This window comes from Ruegeria sp. CF4 (genome assembly GCF_056537345.1).
On the sequence record NZ_JBQFRJ010000015.1, the window covers coordinates 17,619 to 39,364 of the forward strand.

At 55.9% G+C, this 21,746-nt stretch carries 20 protein-coding genes; 10 read left to right on the forward strand and 10 right to left on the reverse strand.

The features are described from left to right. The first annotated feature begins 3 nt into the window (after window positions 1–3). Entirely contained in the window at window positions 4–786 is a 783-nt protein-coding gene (locus tag ACR0NF_RS20315) for a dimethylarginine dimethylaminohydrolase family protein (protein WP_480473260.1), read from the forward strand. Between the two features lie 524 nt (window positions 787–1,310). Here the strand turns inward: ACR0NF_RS20315 and ACR0NF_RS20320 are convergent. The 4 genes from ACR0NF_RS20320 to ACR0NF_RS20335 form a co-directional block, all read right to left on the reverse strand. Then, entirely contained in the window at window positions 1,311–1,910 is a 600-nt protein-coding gene (locus tag ACR0NF_RS20320; RefSeq protein ID WP_480473214.1) for an outer membrane protein, read from the reverse strand. Between the two features lie 223 nt (window positions 1,911–2,133). Then, complete coding sequence (locus ACR0NF_RS20325) at window positions 2,134–3,378, reverse strand: DUF3179 domain-containing (seleno)protein (RefSeq protein WP_171724059.1); 1,245 nt, start codon at window positions 3,376–3,378, stop codon at window positions 2,134–2,136. 59 nt (window positions 3,379–3,437) lie between these two features. After that, window positions 3,438–5,105, reverse strand: coding sequence for a sulfatase-like hydrolase/transferase (locus ACR0NF_RS20330; RefSeq protein WP_171724060.1), 1,668 nt, complete (start codon window positions 5,103–5,105; stop codon window positions 3,438–3,440). 101 nt (window positions 5,106–5,206) lie between these two features. Next, window positions 5,207–6,844 carry a sulfatase-like hydrolase/transferase gene (locus ACR0NF_RS20335; RefSeq protein WP_480660876.1) on the reverse strand — a complete coding sequence of 546 codons (1,638 nt, stop codon included), beginning with the start codon at window positions 6,842–6,844 and terminating at the stop codon, window positions 5,207–5,209. A gap of 414 nt (window positions 6,845–7,258) precedes the next feature. Between ACR0NF_RS20335 and ACR0NF_RS20340 the strand changes: the two genes are divergently transcribed. Beyond that, entirely contained in the window at window positions 7,259–8,563 is a 1,305-nt protein-coding gene (locus tag ACR0NF_RS20340; protein WP_480778851.1) for a tetratricopeptide repeat protein, read from the forward strand. 302 nt (window positions 8,564–8,865) lie between these two features. Here ACR0NF_RS20340 and ACR0NF_RS20345 read toward each other — a convergent pair whose 3' ends face one another. The 6 genes from ACR0NF_RS20345 to ACR0NF_RS20370 form a co-directional block, all read right to left on the reverse strand. Next, window positions 8,866–9,147 carry a type II toxin-antitoxin system RelE/ParE family toxin gene (locus ACR0NF_RS20345; RefSeq protein WP_480668031.1) on the reverse strand — a complete coding sequence of 94 codons (282 nt, stop codon included), beginning with the start codon at window positions 9,145–9,147 and terminating at the stop codon, window positions 8,866–8,868. Then, window positions 9,144–9,428: a CopG family ribbon-helix-helix protein gene (locus tag ACR0NF_RS20350; RefSeq protein ID WP_480661025.1), complete on the reverse strand. Its 285-nt coding sequence runs from the start codon at window positions 9,426–9,428 to the stop codon at window positions 9,144–9,146. The genes ACR0NF_RS20345 and ACR0NF_RS20350 overlap by 4 nt, the downstream gene beginning before the upstream one ends. 141 nt (window positions 9,429–9,569) lie before the next feature. After that, window positions 9,570–10,619: a helix-turn-helix domain-containing protein gene (locus ACR0NF_RS20355; RefSeq protein ID WP_480778852.1), complete on the reverse strand. Its 1,050-nt coding sequence runs from the start codon at window positions 10,617–10,619 to the stop codon at window positions 9,570–9,572. Between the two features lie 206 nt (window positions 10,620–10,825). Continuing rightward, window positions 10,826–11,800, reverse strand: a complete 975-nt coding sequence (locus ACR0NF_RS20360) for a ParB/RepB/Spo0J family partition protein (RefSeq protein WP_480778853.1) — start codon at window positions 11,798–11,800, stop codon at window positions 10,826–10,828. Window position 11,801: 1 nt separating this feature from the next. Beyond that, window positions 11,802–13,004 (reverse strand): plasmid partitioning protein RepA, encoded by a 1,203-nt coding sequence (repA, locus tag ACR0NF_RS20365; protein WP_480778854.1) that lies wholly within the window; start codon window positions 13,002–13,004, stop codon window positions 11,802–11,804. A 522-nt stretch (window positions 13,005–13,526) separates the two neighbouring features. After that, the gene (locus ACR0NF_RS20370) at window positions 13,527–14,582 is read right to left on the reverse strand and encodes a tyrosine-type recombinase/integrase (protein WP_480661033.1); all 1,056 of its coding nucleotides are present in this window, start codon (window positions 14,580–14,582) and stop codon (window positions 13,527–13,529) included. 207 nt (window positions 14,583–14,789) lie between these two features. On the opposite strand from ACR0NF_RS20370, the gene ACR0NF_RS20375 reads away from it, so the two are divergent. The 8 genes from ACR0NF_RS20375 to ACR0NF_RS20410 all read left to right on the forward strand — a co-directional run bounded on the left by ACR0NF_RS20375 (window position 14,790) and on the right by ACR0NF_RS20410 (window position 21,718). Then, window positions 14,790–15,716, forward strand: coding sequence for a hypothetical protein (locus ACR0NF_RS20375; RefSeq protein ID WP_480778855.1), 927 nt, complete (start codon window positions 14,790–14,792; stop codon window positions 15,714–15,716). An 84-nt stretch (window positions 15,717–15,800) separates the two neighbouring features. Further along, the gene (locus ACR0NF_RS20380; protein ID WP_480472963.1) at window positions 15,801–16,757 is read left to right on the forward strand and encodes an AAA family ATPase; all 957 of its coding nucleotides are present in this window, start codon (window positions 15,801–15,803) and stop codon (window positions 16,755–16,757) included. Continuing rightward, window positions 16,754–17,659, forward strand: coding sequence for a DUF58 domain-containing protein (locus ACR0NF_RS20385; protein WP_480778856.1), 906 nt, complete (start codon window positions 16,754–16,756; stop codon window positions 17,657–17,659). Before ACR0NF_RS20380 ends, ACR0NF_RS20385 begins: the two co-directional genes overlap by 4 nt. Beyond that, window positions 17,656–18,018: a hypothetical protein gene (locus ACR0NF_RS20390; protein ID WP_480472967.1), complete on the forward strand. Its 363-nt coding sequence runs from the start codon at window positions 17,656–17,658 to the stop codon at window positions 18,016–18,018. The genes ACR0NF_RS20385 and ACR0NF_RS20390 overlap by 4 nt, the downstream gene beginning before the upstream one ends. Next, window positions 18,011–18,973, forward strand: a complete 963-nt coding sequence (locus tag ACR0NF_RS20395) for a VWA domain-containing protein (protein ID WP_480472969.1) — start codon at window positions 18,011–18,013, stop codon at window positions 18,971–18,973. The genes ACR0NF_RS20390 and ACR0NF_RS20395 overlap by 8 nt, the downstream gene beginning before the upstream one ends. Next, on the forward strand, window positions 18,970–19,869 hold the full coding sequence (locus tag ACR0NF_RS20400; RefSeq protein ID WP_480472971.1) for a VWA domain-containing protein: 900 nt from the start codon (window positions 18,970–18,972) through the stop codon (window positions 19,867–19,869). The genes ACR0NF_RS20395 and ACR0NF_RS20400 overlap by 4 nt, the downstream gene beginning before the upstream one ends. After that, window positions 19,866–20,540: a hypothetical protein gene (locus ACR0NF_RS20405; RefSeq protein ID WP_480778857.1), complete on the forward strand. Its 675-nt coding sequence runs from the start codon at window positions 19,866–19,868 to the stop codon at window positions 20,538–20,540. Before ACR0NF_RS20400 ends, ACR0NF_RS20405 begins: the two co-directional genes overlap by 4 nt. Beyond that, the gene (locus ACR0NF_RS20410; RefSeq protein WP_480473320.1) at window positions 20,537–21,718 is read left to right on the forward strand and encodes a hypothetical protein; all 1,182 of its coding nucleotides are present in this window, start codon (window positions 20,537–20,539) and stop codon (window positions 21,716–21,718) included. The genes ACR0NF_RS20405 and ACR0NF_RS20410 overlap by 4 nt, the downstream gene beginning before the upstream one ends. Window positions 21,719–21,746 lie beyond the last annotated feature (28 nt).

Genomic DNA, 21,746 nt, shown 5'->3' on the forward strand with positions numbered 1-21,746 from the left:
AACATGTCAGACCCAACCTTTGAATTTTCCCGCGCCATCACCCGACGCCCGGCCCCAACCATTGCCAGCGGATTGCGCGCAAAAGATATCGGCAACCCAGATTTCGACGGGATGGTGGCAGCGCATATGGCTTACGTGGCTGCCCTGAAAAGCACTGGGGCTGAGGTAATCGAACTTAAGCCCCTCGACGCATTCCCTGACGCGCAGTTTGTCGAAGATACGGCCCTTTGCCTTCCGCAAGGTGCTGTGCTGTTGCGACCCGGCGCGCCTTCGCGAATGGGTGAAGTGGCCGAAATGGCACCGACACTTCAAGCACGCTATGAAACGGTCTTCGAAATCAAAGGTCCGGGCCATATTGAAGGCGGAGATATCCTTGTGACTGGTCGCGAGATTCTCGTGGGTCGGTCTGACCGCACGGATGCAAATGGTGTCGCCGAACTCGCTAAGATCACCTCGGACTGGGGCCATAACTTGCGCGAAGTGTTCACCCCTGAAGGTGTATTGCACTTCAAGACAGATTGTTCCTTGATGGATGCCGAGACAATCCTGTCGACCCGTCGATTGGATGCATCGGGTTGCTTTGAAGGCTACCGGGTATTGTATGTAGCCGACGGCGAAGAAGCAGCCGCCAACGCAATCCGCTTCAACAATTTGGTGTTGATGGCCGCTGGCTTCCCGCGCACAGCAGAGATGTTGGATCAGGAAGGGTACTCGGTCGTTGAAATCGACAATACCGACTGTGCAAAGCTGGACGGTGGCATGTCATGTCTTTCGTTAAGGTTTTGAAGCGTTTGTCGCAGACTTTTGGCCATTGGGGTTCTTGAAGCTAATAAACAATTGAACCGTCCAAATTAGTTCCACTGACCAGACATCTGTTGATCACGCGGCAATCGACATATTGGGCTCATTCCGGACCTCGGCGCCATTGCAGCACAGTTCCCTGCTCCGCTGTCAGCTCATTGGGTAGAACCGGCCCTGAGCTGCCGTTGGCCTACATATTTCAATGCTGCGGTCGCAGCCCGCTTTGCAGCCATTCGCTGTAGTTGCGAAAGCCAGCCGAGGTGAATTCTCACTCTGCGGTTGAAAGTGGCATCGCGACTTAGACTTGCTTCATTCATCGCTTGATTTCTAGAGTGAGAACAAACTCCAACCAGCTATCGATGCTGGGGTTCAAGAACTGGTGCCAGACACGAAGACAAATCTGAGGACACAGCGAATATGATTCTCTAGAACTTTCTGCAGTCTACTCGCGCCAATCAAACGATGTTCGTAACATCACAACCCAGTCTCGAGTTCACCAATAAAGAATTCTAGAAACGATAAGTCGCGCCTAACACTGGCCCTGACTGATCAAATGTAAAATCGCTACCGTCGATCTCATGGTCAAACGAGATATAGCGATAGCCGCCGCGGATCAGCCATCTGTTGTTGATGGCATATTCGGCGGTCAACAGAACCTGCCATGTTTCACTGCCGCTGCGGAAACCTCCGTAGTCGACGAAACCGGTGCCGGACCATTTGTCCGAGAACCGGACGCGTGCTCTGGCGGCGATGACAGGGTCGGTCCAGCTGTCGTCGGCGGTTGTTGTCCTCCCCGGTGCCGCGCCAGGGAGAAGGGTGAACTCTGTATCAGTGCTGAACCACCGGAACCCTCCGGCGACATCCACCGAGATAGTTGGTGCTTCATACACTCGGTAGCCGACATAACCGCTTAGGTATTGCGTGGTAAATGATGTCTCGAGGCCCGAACTGGCGGGGCCGGGAGTGCTGTTGCTGAACGACAAATCTGTGTAGTTGTAATCTGCAAGTATAAGCCATCGTCCGTCGGTGGCCGAGAACGCTCCCATAAAGGCGAAATCTAGGTTTTCCAATGCATCAGAAAAACTGAGTGTACCGTCCAGTGTCCCCATGGGGGTGCTTAAGGATGTTTCTGTTTCCGGCATGAACAGATAAATCGTGGCCTCGTAGGACCAATCGGATTGTTGTGCCGCAGCCGTTGTGGCTGCCGATGCCGATAGCGTTGCCGCGCATAAGCAACTTTTCACCCATAGTGACGAAAACATTCTGTTCCTCCCGACAAACATACAAGTTTCAATAAATTGTCGTTGGTTTGAAATTGTGTGGTCCTGATTTTCATTCCGCAGCTTCTTCCGTCGCCATCGAACTGTTGCCGACGCGATTGATATCTGTGTTCGGGAAAAACTCGGACCAAACGTGCCAGAATACGCCTGCGCGCAGGGTTTCTACACGTTTTAGCTGACCCTGATCCGAGTGACCCCAGAAATCGCATTTGGCCACCGGTTGACCCGAGTCGTTATACCAAACGCCCAAGCTTTCATATTTCGGATCCAGGCTGACCACGACATCCCGTCCTCCGACTTTGGCGGTCACGATCCAGTTGTTCTCGATGATGAAATCGTCGGTCCAGCAAGCGACATCTTGACCAATCGTAATTCCCCAGACGTAGGTTTTGTTCGGCAACCGGTGGTCTGAACGATCCATGTTGTCCATCACAGGAGCGTCTTCCTGATGTTGGCGTCCGATGCCCCAGCCAAAGGTGATCTCGGTCATCATGTCCAGCAGACGCAGCAAAGGGTTCGTGGATGGTTTGTTCAGAAACACCTCACCTTCTGGATAGGCTTTCTGAAACCCGCGGAATGTCATTCGAAAGGTGGGCCAAGGCCTCATTTGCGCTTCGGGCCGGAGAGGGCAAGCAGGACCCTCGGAGTTGGGGTCGCGATCCGCCTCGCGAAAACCGTAGATATGCTGGATCGGATCGCCCGTGTCGTTGTCACGCAGTATCAAGTTGTTGCCATGCTGGGCCAGAACCTCAAGGTTCAGGCGCCGTCCTTCTATTCGCGGTGTGTACCCCTGACCCAGATTGGCCATCGCGCAGTAAGTCATGACCACATCCTCGCCCCCCAGCCCATCTACATCGCCCGCCAAATGAGGGCGCATGATCTGCGCATCCGGGTGCGCGCGCGCGTGACCATTGTGTTCGATGACGATGACTGGCGCTGTTGGACCGACATATTTTCGCGCTTCCTCGATAGAAAAATACTGGGCGTCGTTGAGCTGGTTTCTCAGGCCCAAATGCACCCACACATAGGGAAACCCATAAAGAAGCAAGGTCAGCGCAGCCGTTACAAGCCAAAGCCAGAAAGGGCCGCCCCCCAAAAGGAAATGTGCAAGGGTTGCCACTACAAATCCGCCCAGGCCAATGCCAATCAGGCGGTATTCATGCCGGATAAAGCGCACCATATTCTCGCGCTTTACTTTCAGCAGCATTTGCGAGACATCGCCAAGGTCGCGGAAATAGACAAACCCGATTCCGAGTGACACGATCAATCCCAGTGCGAAAATTATGCTACCAACCATGCTGAGATCCTCGATTTTGGTGATTACAGTCCTTCGCGGTTCATTACGAAAGAACAGGCCTACTTCTGGGGCGACGCGCGCTTGATCATGAAAGCTTCAACGGCTTGCTGTGTCTCGGGACGAATGTTCTCAATCCCCTCATAAGGCATGCCGTAGGCGGGCGGAGTATCGGGGTATTTCTCTTTCCGCGCCTTGTGGCGGCCCAGTATACGTACGAATTCCTGCCCACCCCAAGACCCGACTTCGGTTGAGACCGAGTATTCTTCGCGGGTGTCGCGGTAAAGATCGAAGAATTTTGCTAAAATTGCGCTCTCGCCGGGTCCCGGCAGTTTGAGCTTAAGCTGATCCTTAACGATCGCCTCGGGTTTCGCGACCGAATAGATGATCACGTGATCGCGTCGCGCTTTCGATTCATCCGCGAACAGTAGCGCCGCCGACTGATCGACACCATCGACCAGACGATCCCTTGGGATGAATCCATCCGCCCCGGCAAAGCGCGAGATCGTGGTATACAGGTCCGAAACATGAATGATGCTGTTTAACAACCCGTCAGCTTCAATCATGCCCGGCCAGCGGATGAAGGCGTCCACGCGCACGCCACCTTCAGTCGTGTCGCCTTTACCGCCCGCGTAAATCAGTGGGGTAAACCCGGATTGCGGCGCGTATTTGGTAAAATGCCCATTGTCGCCCATAACCACAACGATGGTGTTTTCGCTGAGCCCTAGATCATCCATGCGCGCGAACAGATCACCCAGCCACTGATCCAGTAGCTGCATCTTGTCGACATACAAGCCGCCATTCGCGCTTTCCGGCCCGTCACGGCCGGCGCGGGTATTGTCCAGCGGGATCATCGGCCAATATTGCAGGAAGAAGGGCGCGTCCCCAGTTGCAAGGCGTTCCAGTTCCTGAAGTGTTTTATCCTGAAACGCCTGGTTCATTTCGTCGTATTTTTCGGCGTTCCAGCGTTCTCCGGCTTCCATGCGGATTTCGCGAATGGCGCCGCCGGTCTCGCCCTCGATGACGGTCATCATCGCCGAGGCATCCGGTCGGAACCAGCCGTCCAGTGTGTATTTATCCTCATAGTCCCGGATCGCGACCGAGACCTGTTCTTTGATCGCATCATCATTAAAGATTGTCAGCTGGCCCTGCTGGTGGATGGCGTGCTGGGCATAGTCAAAACCCTGATTCATTGCCCAGCTTTCGGCAATATCGCCCATATGCCACTTGCCGACGTGGCTGGTTGCATATCCTGCCTGTTTCAAGACTTCGGCCAGCGTCACTTCATTATCGGGCAATCCAAAGCCAGCGATATCGACGGTCGTATCACCCATTCCCATACGCACGGGCAAGCGGCCGGTCATTTGTGCCACGCGAGTCGGGGTGCAGGACGGTTCAGTATACATCCGAACCATACGCAACGCTTCGTCCGAAAAGTCGTTGATGTTCGGAGTGTCGTACCCACGGACAGCGTTGAGCTCGGGTATACCCATATCGCCAAAGCCCATATCGTCAATCAGAACGCTGACGATATTTGGGGGTTGCCCATTGTTGCCGTCACGAAAAGCGGCCAAAGCCTGATCAACGGCAGCGTCATCCTGCACCCATTGTTCCGCGCGTTGGGCTTGCAGAATATAAAACTCAGCATCGTGTTGAATAGGGTCGTCCTGAGCCTGCAAAGGTGGGGCGGCAATGCCTGCACACAAAACCATAAGCCATTGTAGTTTCATTCCATCTCCCCCAGGGTTCGAAGCCGAGCTTCGGTTTTTGACTTCGATGTGATTACCATCAGTAACATCGATATATTCGAATAATTACTAAATTTGTGATCTCACTGCCAACTCGTGAATACGTCGCGGGTCAGTTCGGATTCCGGGCGCAGGTTTTCAATGCCTTCATAAGGTGTACCTTTGCCAATCTCTGAATGCGGATACTTGGCGATCATCTTCTGGTGACGCTTGATCATATCTTGAAAAGATGCCCCGGCCCAAAGCGAGTAGCCCACCAAAGGGTGTTCCTCTCGGGGGTCCCTATAAATATTATAAGTCGGAGCAGCCGCGCCGGGTTGACCGGGGGCAGGAAGATGCATCTTGAACTCCTGCTTGACGACCGAGCGCAAGACAGGTCCTTCGTAGATATAGACATAGTCGCGCCGCCCATTTCCCTCGCCGTTCAACAGCAAGGCCGTCTGGTCGATGCCGTCTATTACGCGGTCCCTTGGGATAAAGTCTGTGGCTCCGGCAATTCGCGCCATCGTGGTGAAGATATCTGAGACGTGAAAGATGTCACCGGCTGCGCTGTTGGCTTCGATCACACCGGGCCAGCGAATGAACGCATCGGTTCTTACGCCGCCTTCAAGATGCTGGGTTTTGCCACCGCGATAGATCAGCTGGTTCAGACCGGATGAGCCTTCGTAGTGATACATCAGGCCATTATCCGCCATCAAAACAACAATTGTGTTGTCCGCTTTGCCAGATTCTTCAAGCTTGGCCAAAAGATCTCCGATCCAACCATCAAGCAGTTGCAGCTTGTCGGCATGAAAACCGCCATTTCGTGAAATTGCCTGATCCGGGTAGACGAAGTTCAACGGGTAAAGCGGCCAGTATTGTAAGAAGAATGGCGCATCCTCGGAAGCGACGCGTTCAAGTTGCTCCAACGCCTGCCGTTGATATCGTTCGTTCATCTCTTCATATTTGGTCTGCGTCCACACTTCACCGGCTGACATTTCTACTTCCTGGGCGGGTCCACCGGCTTCGGCCTCGACACCGGTGACAAGGCCGTATGGCTTGAACCGTTCATCCAGCAGGAACTGATTGTTCTGCCCCTCGGGCACATAGCCGAGCATGGTGTTGGACCGCATTGCCTCGGGGGTCATGAGGCTCAGCTGTACTTGCTGGTGGAGTGGAAATGCGGCCCAATCAAACCCCTGATTGTGGGGGTACGATTGTTCGATGTCGCCTTGGTGCCATTTGCCGACATGCGCCGTATTATAGCCGACCTGTTTCAGAATCTCCGGCAGTGTCACTTCACTGGCCGGAAGGCCCTCGCCAACCAAAGCCACCTTGACCTCTTCCACACCTGCGCGAATTGGGTGGCGCCCTGTCAACATGGCTGTGCGGGTCGGAGTGCAGGAGGGTTCGGTATACATGCGCATCAGCGACATACCTTCGGTGGCCAAATGATTGATGCTGGGTGTCTCAATCCCCATGACGTAGTTCATCTTGCGGTCGCCCATCTGACCGAAGCTGACGTCGTCGATTAGGACGTAGAGAAAATTCGGAGGCTTGCCACCATTGGTCGCACGAATTTCGGCCAGCTTGGCGTTGATTTCAACGTCTTGCGCATCCCATGCCTCACCAAACTGCGCGCGGAGGAATTCAAACTCACCGTCATGAACAATGGGGGTTTCCTGTGCAAGCACGGAGCCGACACCAATCAACGACGCCGGCAAGATGTATCTAAGTCTCATGTCAAACCTCCAAATCTTTATCCCGTACCGATTCCGCACCCGCGCCTTGAGCCTGCAGCTGTCCTTCTATACTGCCGCGCAGGTCCGAAATGCTTTCTGCCAGATCGGCAAGCTATCGCAACTGCAGAACTGACTCCGAATTTGGCGGCATCGCCAATTCCGCGAAAACCTCTTTGTAGTCGCGACACATCCGATCAAACTCTTGGTCTTTTTCTCGTAGGTCCCGTAGCAGACGACCCGCTTCGGGAAATTGGGATTCAAAGAATTCATCATCCGTCATTGGCAGCGCCCTATAGGCATTCATTCTCTATGCATGCATCCAACAGAATATGTATTGCACGTTTCAAGTCGCATGCTACGGTAACATCATGACGTCAAACCCTTATTGTGAAAGGATAGTTTTTGAACGTCAGCGTGGGAAATCAGGATCAGACTGGTACTCAACACTTCTCGAGCGAGCAGGTGCGTGTCGCTTTAAATAAGGTTCTGGGGTCGGATGAATTTAAAGGATCCGCCCGCATGCGATCATTCCTGTCTTACGTTGTGACAGAAACACTGGAGGGTCGTTCCGACGAGATACGCGCTAAGACCATTGCAATGGATATTTATGGCTACGAGGCGGATGAGCTATTGAAACGCGAAGGTGTCGTGCGTGTGGATGCCGGACGTGTTCGGCGAAAGCTCCAAGCTTATTATGAAAGTAAAGGGGCCGCTGACGAACTGGTAATCTCATTGCCTGTCGGAAGTTACGCACCACAATTTTTGTCGGGCTCCGATCGAAGCAGACAAAGCTTACGCGTAAGGCAACGGGTTACCTTGGTCGTTATCTCGCTTTCAATTCTAGTAGCCGGTATTCTAACCGGCGTTCTGATCGGCCGCAGTTTGCAATCTGTTGCTCCAAAAACTGGCAAAACTGCGATCTACGACGTGTCTCCAGCCCGCGTCGAAGCAATGAACCTAAGCAACGCAGGCCGGGATCTAATTTTCCCGGTTACAGATTTGGCACGCCTTCAACCTGCGTTGTTGATATTTCAAACAGCAATTGAACGAGACCCGTTGTTCTACGGGGGGTACGCAGGCGCTTCTCAGGTCGAAACCATGTTCGCCATCATGAAATCCGGCAGTCCAAGTTCAAATGAGTTTTTGCGCGCGGCCGACAAGAATAGTGCTTATGCTTTGGAAATGGCTCCGGATGCAGCATGGTCGCTTTCAGCTCGGGCCTGGTTTGAATTTGGGGTGGGCAATTATGAAAGCGCGGTTGGATTATCCCAAAGGGCCGTAGACTTGGCACCCGATGATTCACATGTTGCTGAATTCGACGCCCTGATCTCCCTTTACACGTCCGATTTTGATCGGGTTCTGTCGCAATCAGTGAGATATAGAGCACTGGCCCAAAACGGTGGAGGGCTAGTTTTTGACAACGCATTGGGTGCGGCTCAGTTCCACACGGGAGACTATGCTGCCGCAATCCGAACGTTTGATAAAACAATATCTCGCGGTGGGCCGTTCGGACCAATTTCCGCAGCTTACCTTATGGCAGCCCACTGGAGGAACGGAGAACAAGCTGAGGCACAGCGGCTTGCAAGAGTATTTTCGGACACTTGGCCAAGCTTCCCCCTCGAAAAACTAAAGGCTCGGGTGTTTGTAGACCCACAGCCAGTTCAAGAGCTGATCAGTGCAATGATAGCTGCAGGTTGGTCAGGACCCGCCAAGCCCTGACGATTTTCTATAGGGTTTGTAATAACTCGTTCAGAGGCATGCGCTTCCAAGAAGGAGGTGCGTTGGTTGTGAAGTGGACGAACCTCCAGACGAGATCAAAACAAAGTTCATCGATACCGAATGGGTGTGTGATGGACAGACAAAGGTCTGCTCTTGGCTCCCGATGAGATAATCTTTGCACTCGCAGCGAACTTCTGCTTCCCGCCCGTCTGTGCAGAAGCTAGAGGTCGAATAGCAGAATAAGTTCGATTTCTTACCCCCTACCCTGCGCGGCTGATGCCACCAATTTTAAACTCCCGGTTTCAGTAATCCGCGCCCTTCCGAGTATCCCATAGACGCAGAATTTCTATCTGAGTGGGCATTACACGATAGATTAGCGTAAATGGGGTTCGCGGTACTGAAAGCTCCCGTACGTCTTGGCGTGTGTCACTTGGGTGACCTGCATACGGGTTTGCTGCAAGAGTAAGCTGAATGGCTTTGAGCTGTGCTCGTGCCCTTTTGCTGCCTTCAGGAAAAACTGACGTGTAGTAGTAGCGGAACCATTGAATGTCCCGGGCCGTATCTTCGAGAAATACAATTTTCATTGGCTATTGGATTGCCCGCTTGCGACCGGAGCAGAGAGCTCATTCTCGGTATCCCAGCTGTCTATCCAGGCATTCATTTCGTCTGCCGTGATGAACTTACCTAGATCTGCTTTTTCAACAGCTGCATCAATGGCTGCTCGCTTTGCGGCCTTGGATTCCAACATCGTTCTAATTGCTCGTACAGCGAGCTGCGCAGGCGGCCGATCTTCTATCGCAGCTTCTCGTTCCAGAGACTTTCTCAAGTCTTCATCAAGACGGATTGAATATGGGTTGGTTCTCATCGCAATCACCTGTTTCCGCTGTGTAGTACAATGTAATACATCCGCATTCTATTCACAATAGATCGATGGGATGAACTTCATCTGTTGCTCTGAACTCATAAGCGAGATGGGTATTCATAAGTACGGCCTGCTCGTCCGCGGTTATTTTGATTTTTGCACCAACAATGCGGTTGGTTGCATGTCTCCCCGATCGATCTTTGACATCAGAGAATTCAAATAGGCCTGGTGAGATTTTATGTTCTCCGCTCGTTGGAAAATATATCCCAAAACCATGAAACGGAGAGCTGGGCCATGTGTCGATTTCATAGCATACCAAGTCTGACCAAGTCGTAGGTATTCGGCGATATCGTCCATAAGACGGTCACAGTGCGTCTGATCTCGGGCGAGGCGAAGTTCGGAGCACAAGCGTGGAAAGCTGCGCTCCATTTGATCTGGAGAAACTTGAATCTGAAAATGTTTTTCTTTCTTAACTATCGGATTCAAAGAGTCCTCTTTATGCCCCTCAATTTCATGGTCATTGGCCGTCAAATTTTCTGTATCTGCTTGTGTTATCTGGGAGATTTCCACAGAGATTTCCGCCAGAAGGTTGCCTAGTACATTTGCATCTGGTTTGCGACGCAGAGCATTGCGTACGGTGGCCATCAAATCTGAAATCGCCGTGTCGTCTGCTACGAGTTTTCTGAGGCTAGCAAGAGCGGCCGATACTTTGTCGCGGAGTAAAGTGAACTCGAGAGCGCGATCAGCATGACTCTGGGCTTCCTGGATTAACTCGGCATACTTTTCAGACAAGGGCAAAAGGGACAGTCCAGTTGCGGTAACCACCCTGCCCTGTCGGTCCCGGCGCGCCCAACGTTTGCCGTTTGCGCTCATGACGCGACGAATAAGCCCAAGTTCAACCAACGCCGAGATATGGCGCTCAACAGTTTGAACACTAACGTGGGTTCGTTTGGCGATTGCCGCGTTGGAAGCGAAGCAGATGTGACGGTCATCCTGATCCGAAGAAATCTGATCTCCGTCCATAAAGGAAACCATAGCTCTCAGGACATTGAGAGACGTGGATTTAAGCCCAAGCGGTTCTCGGGCTTCCTCAACGGCTCGAAGTAGCATCCATTTTTTAGGCGTATTACCCCCCTGCCCTGCCGTTCCCGACAAGGTTGCTCCGTTTGGAGCCAATGCTGTTACTGTTTTCATGAGTTTATGTCAGCAGACAAAGAAAACCTGTTCACCCAGAGGCGTTTTTTGTTGTCTCGTGATTCGCGGGCTGTTAGGGTTTAGGTGTCAAATCTATAACCACTAGTTGGTTTTTAGCCCTCGGAGCCTTAGGTTTCGGGGGTTTCTTTTTTGCTTTTCTCCTCTTTGCTCGTTGCCTCATGTAGAGTTAACAGTTGTTAACTCGCTTACTCCTCGGCGTTTTCTTTGAAGCGCTCGTAGGATTCCTGAACTATTTGAGAAAGGTTGTCCGAAAGCCAACGTGAATAGGCTTCATTTTCCCCTGCTCTTTTGATCGTCATATTCACCGTTGAATTGCTGATCTTAATGACAACGTCGGGTGCCGGTCGGATTTCTTGTGCTTCTTTCTTACGAGCCAAGCCGCCTAAAAGCCCGTTTAACCGATCGTCTGAACTACCTGCGTTGAGCGTCTCCAAGAGCTTCTTAGCCTTGTCCGCTGTTATCATCTTTTTTCGCAACGCATCGGCGAGTGCCGTCCACTTGGGCCGCCCGGATCTCGGTGCTGGGCCGATCATATCGCCAAGATCATCGGGAATATCGTTTGTAATTCGCTCCAATTGCGACAACGTGTTTTTTGAGATGGCCAGTGCCGTGATCACTTCAGAACGATCATATCCTTGGTTTAGAATCTCTCGCGCAAACCGGGCTCTCTCGTAGTAACTGAGGTCAACACGAGAAGAGTTCTCCAGACCCTTTGCCTGAAGCGCCTCTTTGTCATCCAACGCGCGCACCAAAGCGCGAACAGGCTGATTTAGATACTGACAAGCTAGGATGCGGCGGCGGCCGTAAATAACCTCGAAGTGGCCGTCCGCTTCCTCAGACGGACGCAGGAGGACAGGAACCTGTTGGCCTCCTGCGTCTTGGATGCTTTCAGCCAGTTCCAGAACAGCTGGATCGACTGTTGGTTCTGCCTCGGAGTTAACAGGTGTTAACTCGATCCCAAGCCTATCTCTTGGGCCCCAGGGCAAAATAAGCGAGGTATCGATGTCTTGGATACCACCAGCACCAACACGGACCGAAGCTATGGTGCCGCGAGGAAGTGCCGCGTTGGCGCGTTCCGTTTTTGTAGGTGGGATTGGTGGGTTTCCGGCTGCAGCTGCAATCGCTGCAGCCATGCTGGTTTTATTTTGCTTAAGTGCCATTTCAACGGCCCCACGCGGCTTGAATCATGTTTGAAACTTCGTGTCCCACGGCGTCCATACTAGATCGTGCACGGTCATAAGTAGACCGCGTCATTTCTGACCGAACAACTTCATACATTGTCATTTTCAGCATTGCAGCATCGGCAATAGCAGTGCTTCGCAGCGCAGTTGCTCCGATCACCCGATCTTGAAACAGCGCCCGCATCAGGCTGACAATTTGCTGAGACGGAGTATCGGATGGATCGTCTCGGGTTATGAGGAACCGGAAGTTGTCATGGACTATCGGAATTCCGGAGTTTTCAAACTCTTCCAGATAAGCTGAAGTCATCTCAAGAAATTGCTGCGTGGACGCTACGTCCAACATGCTCGGTGTCAGTGGTACGATTACTGAGGTCGCCGCGAACAATCCCGCCAGCGTTAGAAACCCCAACGAAGGCGGGCTATCGATAATGATCACATCATAGTTTTCTTCTACTGACTCGATAGCGTTGGAGAGTCGATTAAAGAAAGGGATGCCTTTGCGGGCGTAGACGGCGGTTTCTGTTTCAAACTCCGACAGTATTAACTGGGCAGGAGAAAGATCCAGTCCGGGGAAGTAGGTGTCCCGAATACACTCGGACATTGGGATTGGGTCTTCGTATCGAAGGGCATCATAAATCGAATTTCCTTCAAACTCGATCTCGGGCTGTATTCCGCAAAATCCAGTTAAGCTGCCTTGTGGATCAAGGTCGATAGCCAGAACACGATAACCTTGAAGCGCAAGATAGTGACATAGGTGAATAGCTGAAGTGGATTTTGCACTGCCACCCTTGAAGTTCATAAGTTGAATAACCTGAAGCCGGTCGCTATCGCGACGACCGGGTAGGTATTTGCCCGGCTTTCTGGAGCTACCTTCAAGGATCTGGCGCATCGCTTTGATTTCAGCCCCAGAGTAAAAGCGCCGGCCATTCTTGTTGACTTCTGGCTCCGGCAGTGAGCCCTCAGCATGGCCTTTTCGCAGGTACTGTCCGGTTGTACCAAACAGGTCGGCAACCTCAGTTGCACTGAAGAGGCGGAGGGTCTTTGACAACTCTGGCGAATACGCCTGAGTCAGGTGTGTAGTAAGTGCAACTTGTAGACGATCAGAAATTTCACGTGTAACGTGAGACTGCGTCGTCGCAGCAATGGGTGTGGTCTGTAGCATAGTTGCAGTTTTCCTGCTCATTTTTGTATGGTTGCGCAACTTGAGTACATTTAGGCACTCGTATTCCGATTCATGTCAAGAGAAAAATCAATAACTTGTGGGTCACTGCGAGGCCCGCACAAATGTTCTGAAGTTAACAGCTGTTAACTCATGTTTCCATTGGGCAGTTAGGAAGCGCTTTGAGGTTGCAGGATGCCGGTATAAATCGGTCTCGGATTTCGATTTTTGCGGTTGCTGAGTTCGGTCAGATTGCACTCTTTATCGAAATAAGTTCTGCCACAGGTACTTTCATGCGATCACGTCGTGCTCGAGTTGCAGAAGATTTGCCTCACGATGTTCAAAAAGCTTAATCGGTCGGTTTTCTTGATAGGTGCTGACAGGCTAACCGACTTGCTAGGGTAGGGCGGGCCACCTCCGGCAACGGGTTCCCTGTACCCGCCAAATTTGTTGTGGAATGAATTCTATTCCAGTGCGGGTCTTAAGCAAAAACTTCACTGCGAACCAACAAGTGCTGATGTCGCGTATCGATTGAATCAGTTTCTCTCACCCCAACAGGTCCGTCGCCGGGTTTTCTGCGATATCGACGTCGTCATAGTACTTCTGCGCTTGTGCCATGGAACGGTGCAGCGACAGGCGCATGGCGGCCTGGATCGGGGCGCCATCTAGGGCGGCCTGGGTCAGGAAGCCCGAGCGCAGCCCGTGCGGCGAGGCAAACCCCTCTGGCAAGCCCGCCAGTGTTAACCGGTGCTGGACAATCTGATAAATCGCATCCGGGCTGAGGCGGCGTTTCAGCACCCGGTCGGCTTTGGAAACGGGGCGGAACAAAGGGCCGTCGTTAATCCCGCCCACCTCGATCCAATGCACTAGCGCCTGAGCAGCGCGACCCTTGAGCACCAGCCGTGGGGTTTCACCTTTGCTCGTGGTTTTGGTCTCAAGCAGTGAGAGCCAGACCACACCTGTTTTGTTGAATTCCTTCAGCGACACATCCTCGCGCCTCAGTCCGGTGATCTCCGACCGACGGCGGCCGCCGCTGGCCCAGCCCAGCATCAGGATGGCGCGATCGCGGCAATCCCGGCGGGACCCCCGGCAGGTGGCGAGCAGCTGTTCCAGCACATCCCGGGTGATCGGGTGTTGCGATTTCGGGGCAGGGGGCCGGGCCGCGGCGCGACGGGCTTTGGATCGGGCCTGTTTGACTTGCGGCGTGCCAAACGGGCTGGTCAGGTTTTTCATCCGATGAAACGCCAGCCAGGAGGCGATGCGCCGGTCCAGCGTCGACGGGGCAGGGCAGATGAGGGACTTGCGCAGCCCCTGAGCAATCAGCGCTTCTGCGGTTTCGCGCGCTACATCCGTTTCTGGTGCGTCATTCAGATCGCGGGCGTGATCAAGAATGAAGGCGAGGGCGGTGGCTTCGGATTCCGGCCAGTCCAGCGCCGTGCCAAAGCGTGCGGATTTCCAGGCAGTGACATAGAGCAGGTCGCGCTCATAAGCGCGCAGCGTATTGGCCGGCGTGCCGCGCACATAGAGATCTGTCAGCGCCTCCTGATCCGTGTCCGAAAGGGCAGGGGCGGCGGCGGGGAGGTATGGGGCAGGGGGCTTCATGTACCCATTCTGCGCCCATTTCCCCGCAAAATCAATCACAAGTGATAAGGGGTACTTATCGGATATAATTTGCCTCCGGAAATCTCCGAAAGGTAAAATGCAAAACTAACACTTTATGCGCACTGTGGGCGCACCGGCTCGAATACCTGGCACACTTGGATATATGCAGAACTCCGGCTACGCTGAATGAAAATTCAGAGGTACAGCGTGCGGCGATTCATCCTTCAGATAGCAGCGATCCTGATTTTCGCCGGGGAGCTTCATGCCGAGAAGCAGGATTACCTTGAGCTTGCCCGGCGCGGCTGGGGATACGAGCTTCGCGCCACGATGCTGGGTCGCGACATGGCCATTCCGGTACATATCAATGGGCGGGACCTTGCCGGAGCCTCGTTGTGCGTGGTCGGGGAACGGCCGCATCCGCAGACGCTGGCGGTACTGAACACCTTTCGGGACCTGCTGAAGCACAGCTATGGCCATCCCACGCCGATGCGTTATGCGGGGCGGTCCGCCAGCAATTGCGGCACCGGGCGGACTGTGGTTCTGCGCTTGTACTCGGGATATCCTCCGGAACGGGAACTGTCTTCGGATCTGGACTGGCTGAGCGAGACCCATCAACTTGGCCTGCCTGCCGGGCGCAGATATCTGGTGACATCTCCGGCGATGGCGCAAACCTTCTTTGGCCATCGCGGTCAGGGGACACATATCGTGGTCAGGCAACCGGCGCACGGCCGGCCCGACCTGTTGGAGACCGCGTTCCACAAGTCGATCCTGCTGGAAGAGCTTTTCCAGTCTTACACGTTCGGAATGGACATTCTGCTGAGCGACAGGACAGCCGGGTTTTTGTCGAAGCTGCAGGAAACGCCGGTGAACCTGCACCGGTTTCCATGGAACTCGCACGCTTTCATGCGGGCATTGCTGAATTCCAACCCCGGCGGGCTATGCGCCTTTGATGTGTTCATGCTGCACGCGGTAGCTCAGTCGCCGGTGGATCAGACCATAGATCCGGGGTTCATCGAATATATCGACGACGAATATGATCGCCTTTGGGCGCAAACCGACAAAACGTTGACGGACCCGCAGTTTGCGTCTCTGTTCGACGAGGGCTGCACCCGCGCCGTTCAGGTTTCCAGGTAATACCATCGGGTGTATTTTGCGGGGCAGGGGACTCCGGTTAGCCTGTATTTGGGTCCAGTACCATCGGAACCCAGGGGAGGTCATATGGACACACGGCCTGAAAACCCGCCGCGCGCGATTGCGGGGGTATCGGGGTATCTGTCGCAAGGGCTTGTCGGGCACGCGCATCTGGTCGAAAGCCTGCTAATTGCGCTGCTCGAAGGGGGCCACCTGTTGGTCGAGGGCGCACCCGGTCTGGCCAAGACCCGCGCTGTCAAATGGTTGGCGAACGCTGTCGAAGGCAGCTTTGCCCGCATACAATGCACACCCGACCTGATGCCATCCGACGTGACCGGGACGCCGGTCTATCAGCCGCAGGAGGGCCGGTTCGAATTTGTTCCCGGGCCGGTTTTTCACACTCTGGTGCTGGTCGATGAGATCAACCGGGCCCCGCCCAAGGTCCAGTCCGCTTTGCTGGAGTCGATGGCAGAACATCAGGTGACCGTCGGGAATGAAACCCACGCTTTGCCCGATCCGTTTCTGGTCATAGCCACCCAGAACCCGATCGAACATGATGGGACTTTTCCCTTGCCCGAGGCGCAGTTGGACAGGTTCCTGCTGCATGTGGTCCTGTCGCTTCCGGATGTGGAGACCGAGCGGCAGATACTTGATCTGGTCATCTCCGAAACGCAGGACGGCCCGCCCGGCGTGCAGCGCATGACGCTTGAGGAATTGCGGGCCGCACGGGCCGAGGCGCGCGCGGTGCACGTGGCCCCGGAATTGCGCGACTACATCGTGCGCCTTGTATCCGCAACACGCCAGGGGCCACTGGCCGAACACATAGAACATGCGGTCTCGCCGCGCGGCTCGCTGGCGCTGGCGTCGGCGGCACGGGCGCGCGCCTATCTGCGCGGCCGTGACTTTGCCTTGCCCGAGGACGTGACGGCAGTGGCCCCTGACGCGCTGGCCCATCGGATGGTTCTGACCTGGCGCGCGGTTGCGGATGGTCGCAAGCCGCGCGGATTGGTTGCGGATATTCTGAACACGGTCGAACCGTTGTGACCGCCGTTCTGTCTCATGCCGGTGTGACTTTGACCTCGGACGCATTGATCGCATTGCGGCGCGTGGCTTTGACGACCCAGGCCGATCCGCCTGTGGTTGCCTTGCCCGGAGGGTTCCTGACGCGAAAGCGCGGGCAGGGCGTTGAGGTGGCAGATGCGCGGGAATACGTGGCCGGTGACGACATCCGCCATCTGGACCGGGGCACAACCGCGCGCACCGGGCGGCTGCATGTGCGCCAGTTTCAGGAAGAACGCGACCGGGTCTCACTGCTGGTGGCCGATTTTCGGGCGCCGATGTTCTGGGGGTTACGGCGGGCCTTTCTATCTGTTGCCGCCGCCGAGGCGCTGGTTCTGATCGGCTGGCACCTGATTGAAAGCGGCGGGCGCGTTGGTCTGTTGGCCATTACGGCCGGGGCGCCGGTCATCATTCCGCCGCGCGGCAGAACGCGCGGCATGCTGGATGTGATCGGCGGACTGGTGCAGGCCCATGGGCGCAGCCTGACAGCGCTACAAAGCGCTCGGGATGACGCGCGATCACTGGAACAGGCGCTGGAAGGTGTGGAACGCCTGACCCGATCCGGGTCAGAGGTCATTATCGCCTCGGGCTTTGATACGCCGGATGCCGCTTTGGCGGATCGGCTGGACCGGATCGCCCATCGGCGCAGCCTGCGGCTTATTCTGATCACCGAAAGCAAGACCCATGACATGCCGCGCGGCTGGTATCCCATGCGCCTGCCCGACGGGCGACAGAAACGCGTCTATCTGACCGGAACCGAAACCGGGGGTGATCTGCTGTATCAGAACATCGGCACCCATCAGGCGCTTGTTCTGAACGCAAGCGATCCGGTGGAAGAGACCGGTCAACGCATTGCGCTTGCGTTTTCGGAAAGGATTGCCGCATGAGCGAAACGGTGATGTCCGACAGCACAATGCTGGCCAGCCTGCGGGACATACGTTTGCCTGCGGAAGCCGCAGGTGGCGTTTGGGCGGACTATGCGGTGGTCATGGGCCTGTCGGCCCTTACTGCCATCTGCGTCGTATTTGTGTTGCGGGTGTTAAGCACCCGGCGGCCCGCGACCCGGGTGGGCCGCGAGGTTGAAGACGTCACAGGCTGGTCGGAAGACCGGCTCAGGGTGGCGCTGCTGCACCAGCTTCGCGAGCAGAACCCCCAACGATATTCGGAACTCTCAGAGGGTCTCTATCGCCCGGACGGCGGGCCAAGTCTAGCAACCTTGAAGGATGAGGTGGCGCGCTGTGTTTGAGCTTGCCGATCCTTGGGTGTTGCTTCTACTGCCTGCCCCGTTGCTGATCGCGCGTGTTCTCAACTCGCGGCCCATGCTGGATCGCGGCTTCCCGGTTCCCGAACGTATCGGCGCGATGCTTGATGCTGCAAACGCAGGCGATGATCCCGGCAGGCACAGGTTCGCAGATCAGGCGGTATTGTGGGCCATCTGGGTCCTGCTGGTTTTTGGGCTATCCGGCCCGCGTGAACTGACACCGGTGAGCGCGCTGAAAGTCTCGGGCCGTGATCTTGCGATTGTTCTGGATCTGTCCGGATCAATGGTGCGGGACGATTTTTTTTTGGATGACCGTCAGATCACACGGCTTGAGGCGGTCACGACTGTGGGTGCCGATTTCGCCAGACGTCGGGCAGGGGACCGGGTCGCGCTGATTGTCTTTGGGTCCGAGGCGTATTTCGCCACCCCGTTCACCTTCGATACCGAAGCTGTGGCCAACCGGATCGAAGCAGCCAGCATTGGCATTTCGGGGCGGGCGACGAACATCTCGGACGGTCTTGGACTGGCGTTGAAACGGCTGGCAGACAGTCAGGCGGCATCTCGGGTCGTCATTCTGCTGTCGGACGGCGTGAACAATGCCGGTGCCACCAATCCGCGCGGTGTCGCGGAACTGGCCGCCGGGATGGGGGTGCGTGTCCACACCATTGCCTTGGGGCCGAAAGATCTGGAAAGCGCTGCAGTAGGTGAGCGGGGCGTTGTCGACGCGGCAACCTTGCGCGCCATTGCGCAGGTGTCGGGCGGAGAAAGCTTTCGCGTCAAAACCACCGATGATCTGATTGAGGTCACACAGGCGCTGGATCGACTGGAAGCCACCGACAGCGCGGGCCTGACCGCCGAGGTCTATCGAGACTACTGGACCTGGCCCGCCGCGCTGGCCGCAGCCTTGGCGCTTTTGGCAGCGTGGAGGCAGTCGGGATGACGGAAACGGATTTCAGTCTGCTCAGACCATATTGGATGCTCGCTGTTCCGGTTGTCGCGGGCCTGGCCTGGTGGGTGCTGTCAAGCGCCCGTGGATTTGGCACGTGGGACAAGGTCGCTGACGCCGCGTTGATGCAGGCGATGGCGGTTATTGGCCGGATCGAAGGGGCGTCCATGCCCCTGACGCGGATGGCGCAGCTTTCGGTTGCCGGGCTCTGCGTGATTGCCCTGACCAGCCCGGCGGTCGAACGGCGCGGCGCCGAGACCTATCGAAACCTGGACGGGGTTTTGTTTCTGGTCGATGCGTCGGCAAGTGTGTCAGGCAACGCCGGCTGGCCGCAAATGCTGACCATGGGGCGATTTGGCGTCAGTGCGCTGGAGTCACGGCCCGGCGGGATCATCGTTTTTGCCGGCGACGCCTATGTCGCGACCGACATGACAACCGATCACCGGCAATTGGGCCAGACCTTTTCTCTGATTGATGCCGATACCGTGCCGGACAAAGGCTCGCGTCCCGAACGCGCGCTGGCATTGGCTGCGCAACGGATGGATGAGGCCGGTATTCTGGCCGGTGATGTGGTTCTGTTCACCGATGGCGAAGGTCTGGGGTTGGCTTCGCTGCAGGCCGCCGCAGCGCTGGCTGATCGCGGTGTCAGAGTGTCCGTGGTTTCGCTAGAGGAGCCCTCTGCGCAGATTCAGACCCATGCCAGCGTCGGCAGCGGCGCGGTTTTCACATTGGATCAGACCGATGATCTGGGGGGGTGGTTGTCGGAAGACGCTGCGACACGGCTCGAGAAGTCGGATTTCCCCGTGCTCTTCTGGCACGATCTGGGGCGGTATCTGCTGTTCCTCGCGCTGTTCCCGATGCTGCTGCTGTTCTGGAGGGAACGGGCATGAAGTGGCTCGCGGTCTTCAGTGCGGCCCTTATTGCCTTTGCGATTGCACTGGGTGGCGCGGCCCCGTTTGGCCGGGTCGCCTTGGCGCTTGGGATGAATACGGTTGCCGCCCGGCTGTTTGAAGACCCGGATTGGCAGGGTGTGGCCTTGTACCGGGCGGGCGAATTCGATGCGGCGGCGCAGGCCTTTGAGGATGCGGGGTCGTTGTATAACCTCGGGAATGCTCAGGTTCATGGCGGTCGCATTGCCGCCGCGCTGGAGGCTTATGATCAGGCGATTGTGACGGGCGATGCGGATGCGCAGGCCAATTTCGATGTTGTCGCCGCCTTTTATGCAGGTCTGCAGATCGACCACGAAGCGCTTGGCCTGTTTCCCGAGCGAAAAACCGGGCCTCAGGCGGACAGCTTCATAGCGCACGGTGATGCGCGTGCGGCAGGCACCGGCAGCGAGGTCACCAATTCCAACACGATGCTCGGGCTGGCGGAACTGGACAGTCGCGGGCGACTTGGGGTGCGGCGTATCTTTGACGACAAGTTCATGGTGGCGGATGAACGGTGGCTCAACCAATTGTCCGACGTCCCGGGGGAATTTATGGCCGCCCGGATCGCGCAGGAACACAAACGCCGCGGAAAACTGGGGCTTTCACCGCCGGAACCGGAGGACCCGCAATGAAGTGGTTGGTTCTTGTCTGGCTGTTTTTCCCTTTTCCGGCCCTGGCGCAATCGAAAACCGTGTTGCCATCGGAACTGTCGATTGAGGTGACGGTCGAGGACAGCAGCGTTGTGCCGTTCACACGCGAAATGATCCTGATTACCATTCGTGGAGTGTATCGGCGTCATATTACGCGGGAAAAGCTGATACAGCCGGATTTCGATGGTTTCAGCTGGGCGCAGCTTGGACCGGATCACTGGACCGAGGAACGGATCAACGGGCGAAACTTCAAGGTTTTCACCCGGCGCATGGCGGTCTACCCGGTCAGGTCCGGTGAACTGACCATTGGCCGGTTCACCCATAGTCTGACGCTGACGGATGAAAGTGACGACTGGTTCGAACATGACATCCAGTCCGAACCGCTGACCATCGAGGTCGCCGAAGCGCCGGTCGTGGCGGACTGGTGGTTTCCTGTGCGTAACCTGCAAATCTCGGACCAATGGTCGAACGCACCGGATCAGCTGTCGCCGGGTGAGGGCGTTCTGCGTGTGATCCGGATTGAGGCGCTGGGGGCGACGCCCGAGATGGTCCCCCCTATGCCCGACCTGCGCTCGCCTTCCGCCATGATCTTTGCCCATCCGGAAAAACGGCTGGTGGAACTGACACCGGAAGGTCCGGTGACCTATGCCTTCTGGCGCTGGACCATTCGGCCCGGCAACGACACGTCGGGCATCGTGGAACCCCTGCAACTCAGTTACTTTGACACCGTCGCGCGCAAGGCGCGCGAAGTCACAATCTCGGCGCAGCGTGTGGCCTATGGTGTCGTCGCAAACAGTGGAAACGCGGAGGCACCCCCTCCTGCTCCCACCGCCGCCCGGTTGCCAGGTTGGCCGGCGCTTGTTCTGGCTTTAATCGTGTTCGCAGCCGCTGTGGGGGTGGGCATGTCTGGTCACAAGCTGACCGGTTTACAGGCGTTGCAGCGCTTTGCGGCCTTTGATCCTCTGGCGCGGGATCTCAGGGCCTGTGCCAGAAACGGAAGTGCCCATGGTGTGCGTCAGGCTGCGGCTTCAATCCTGCGACGCGATGGGCCGTCACCGGCGCGGGTTGCGCAGTTGCAGGACTTTGACCATTGCTGTTTTGATCCAAAATCTCCTGCGCCCGATTTGCAGGGGTTTGCCGGGAAGTTCCTGCGCAATTGACTGTGATGAACAGCAAGGTTCTGTTTAT